The sequence below is a fragment of the Arthrobacter sp. Y3223164 genome, assembly GCF_059091005.1.
Map to the genome: position 1 here is coordinate 1 of NZ_JBNHGF010000357.1, position 2,809 is coordinate 2,809.

The following is a 2,809-nucleotide window of genomic DNA, read 5'->3' on the forward strand; positions in this document are numbered from 1 at the left end:
CCAGGCGGCCAGCGCGCCCGGGCGAGGTGCCTCCCGGCGGCCGGCGCCGCCGTCGTAAGGATTGGACTGAGTCCAGATAATTTTCTGGACTCAGTCCAAAAAAGGTGACAGAATCGTTTCATGGTCGAGATGAGGGATCCGGAGGACTTGTTGCGCGAGGCGTCGCTGCGCGTGACCCGTCCGCGGGCGGCGGTGCTGGAAGCAGTCCGCGCGCACCCGCATGCCGACGCCGACACCATCACCGGTGTGGTGCGGGACGAACTCGGCGGCGTCTCCAAGCAGGCCGTCTACGACGTGCTGGCGGCGCTGACGGACGCCCGGCTGCTGCGCCGGATCGAGCCCTCGGGGTCCCCGGCGCGCTATGAGGCCCGGGTCGGCGACAACCACCACCACGTGGTGTGCCGGTCGTGCGGCAATATTGCCGACGTCGACTGCACCGTGGGCGAGGCACCGTGCCTGACGGCGGCCGAGGGCCACGGTTTCGCGATCGACGAAGCCGAGGTCACCTTCTGGGGCACCTGCCCCGCCTGCACTGCCACGAAAGACCTTCAATTGGAAGATCCGACAAGGAGCGATAACTAAATGGCTGATAACACCAAGCCGTTGACAACTGTTGCGGGCGCGCCCGTAGCCGATAACCAGGACAGCCTGACCGCGGGTCCCCGCGGCCCGATGCTGCTGCAGGACGTCTGGTTCCTGGAGAAGATGGCCCACTTCGACCGCGAGGTCATCCCCGAGCGCCGCATGCACGCCAAGGGCTCCGGTGCTTTCGGCACCTTCACGGTGACCAACGACATCACCAAGTACACCAAGGCCAAGATCTTCTCCGAGGTCGGCAAGAAGACCGAACTGTTCGCCCGCTTCTCCACCGTCGCCGGCGAGCGCGGCGCGGCCGACGCCGAGCGTGACATCCGCGGCTTCTCGGTCAAGTTCTACACCGAAGAGGGCAACTGGGACCTGGTGGGCAACAACACCCCGGTGTTCTTCTTCCGCGACCCGCTGAAGTTCCCGGACCTGAACCACGCAGTGAAGCGTGATCCGCGCACCAACCTGCGCAGCGCCGAGAACAACTGGGACTTCTGGACCAACCTGCCCGAGGCCCTGCACCAGGTCACCATCGTCATGTCCGACCGCGGCATCCCGGCGTCCTACCGCCACATGCACGGCTTCGGCTCGCACACCTACAGCTTCATCAACGACGCCGGCGAGCGCTACTGGGTGAAGTTCCACCACCGTACGCAGCAGGGCATCAAGAACCTCACCGACGCCGAGGCCGCCGCGCTGGTCGGCGAGGACCGCGAGTCGCACCAGCGCGACCTGCTCGAGTCCATCGACCGCGGCGACTTCCCGAAGTGGAAGCTCATGGTCCAGATCATGCCCGAGGCCGACGCGGAGACCTACAAGTACCACCCGTTCGACCTGACCAAGGTCTGGTCTAAGAAGGACTACCCGCTGATCGAGGTTGGCGAGTGGGAGTTGAACCGCAACCCGGAGAACTACTTCGCCGACGTCGAGCAGGCTGCCTTCACTCCGGCCAACGTGGTTCCGGGCATCAGCTTCTCGCCGGACCGCATGCTGCAGGGACGTCTGTTCTCCTATGGCGACGCGCAGCGCTACCGCCTGGGTGTCAACCACCACCAGATCCCGGTCAACTACCCGCGCGGCGCCGGGCTGGTCAACTCCTTCCACCGTGACGGTGCCATGCGCGTCGACGGCAACCAGGGCGCGACCCCGGGCATCAATCCCAACGGCTACGGCCGCTGGCAGGAACAGCCGGCCTACCGCGACCCGGCCCAGGCCGTGGGCGCCGTCGCCGACCGGTTCAACTTCCGCGAGGACGACGACAACTACTACGAGCAGCCCGGCATCCTCTTCCGCGAGAAGATGACCGCCGAGCAGCGCCAGGTGTTGTTCGAGAACACCGCTCGTGCCATCGACGGCGCCTCCCAGGCGACCATCGAGCGCCACATCGCCAACTGCACCAAGGCCGACCCGGCCTACGGCGAAGGCGTGCGCAAGGCCATCGAGGCCCTGCAGGCCGGCAAGATCTCCCCGGTCGATGTGAACACCGACTCGGCGTAACACCCCGCCTGACGGCATAAAACTGCCCGGAACCAGCCCTTGCGGCCGGTTCCGGGCAGTTTTTTCGTTTAGTGGATTGCTACTTGTCCAGCAGATGCTCGCGGCCGAACATTTTGGCCGCATCGCGCGCGCTCGGGGTGCCTGCGTCCAGGTCCGCGCCGACCGCCAGCAGCCTGGACACCACGGCGTCCTCGCCCTTGAACAGGGCGCCGGCGATCGGGGACTGGTCGCGGACGTTGCGGATGTCCGGATTGGCGCCCCGGCCCAGCAGCATGCCCACGGTCTCTTCCTGCCCGTGGTAGGCGGCCAGCATCAGCAGGGTGTTGTGGTCGGAATCCAGCGCGTCCACGGGCAGCCCGTGGTCGAGGAATTCCGCGAGCTCGCCGGTCTTGCCCTCGCGGGCCAGGTCCATGGCGAGCGCAACCACGCGTCGGGTCTGTTCTTCATTCAGCGGTATATCGTTCGTCACTCCCCCAGAGTATGCGAGCCCCTGCCGAATCACGACGGCGGAGCGCCCCTTCCGTCCAGCGGCGGCTCCCGCAGGGTGTCACCACGGCGCCGCGCGGACTTCTCAGGCGGCGGCCGCCAGGAAACGTTCCAGGAGCAGGTTGAACGCCGCCGCCGGCTCCCCGGCCTGGTCGGCAACCACCTGCCCGAACCACAGGCCGCACACGCCGGCGGCGAAGAGCGTTCCTTCGGCCGCCGCCGTCTGCTCCCCTGCCCCGCG

The 2,809-nt window shown here is 67.1% G+C and carries 3 protein-coding genes; 2 read left to right on the forward strand and 1 reads right to left on the reverse strand.

The window, feature by feature from the left end; all coding sequences use genetic code 11:
- The first annotated feature begins 120 nt into the window (after nt 1-120).
- Together AC5RUJ_RS13970 and AC5RUJ_RS13975 are read left to right on the forward strand one after the other, a co-directional pair.
- Nucleotides 121-582, forward strand: a complete 462-nt coding sequence (locus AC5RUJ_RS13970; RefSeq protein WP_494022449.1) for a Fur family transcriptional regulator — start codon at nt 121-123, stop codon at nt 580-582.
- Nucleotides 583-2,082: a catalase gene (locus AC5RUJ_RS13975; RefSeq protein WP_493966620.1), complete on the forward strand. Its 1,500-nt coding sequence runs from the start codon at nt 583-585 to the stop codon at nt 2,080-2,082. It abuts the gene before it with no gap.
- A gap of 79 nt (nt 2,083-2,161) precedes the next feature.
- Here the strand turns inward: AC5RUJ_RS13975 and AC5RUJ_RS13980 are convergent, their stop codons facing one another.
- Nucleotides 2,162-2,494, reverse strand: a complete 333-nt coding sequence (locus AC5RUJ_RS13980) for an ankyrin repeat domain-containing protein (RefSeq protein ID WP_494129055.1) — start codon at nt 2,492-2,494, stop codon at nt 2,162-2,164.
- Between the last annotated feature and the right edge of the window lie 315 nt (nt 2,495-2,809).

Excerpts from the sequence above, each read along its gene's own strand:
- AC5RUJ_RS13970 (WP_494022449.1), top strand. The coding sequence starts at position 121 with ATGGTCGAGATGAGGGATCCGGAGGACTTGTTGCGCGAGGCGTCGCTG.
- AC5RUJ_RS13975 (WP_493966620.1), top strand. The coding sequence starts at position 583 with ATGGCTGATAACACCAAGCCGTTGACAACTGTTGCGGGCGCGCCCGTA.
- AC5RUJ_RS13980 (WP_494129055.1), bottom strand. The coding sequence starts at position 2,494 with ATGGACCTGGCCCGCGAGGGCAAGACCGGCGAGCTCGCGGAATTCCTC.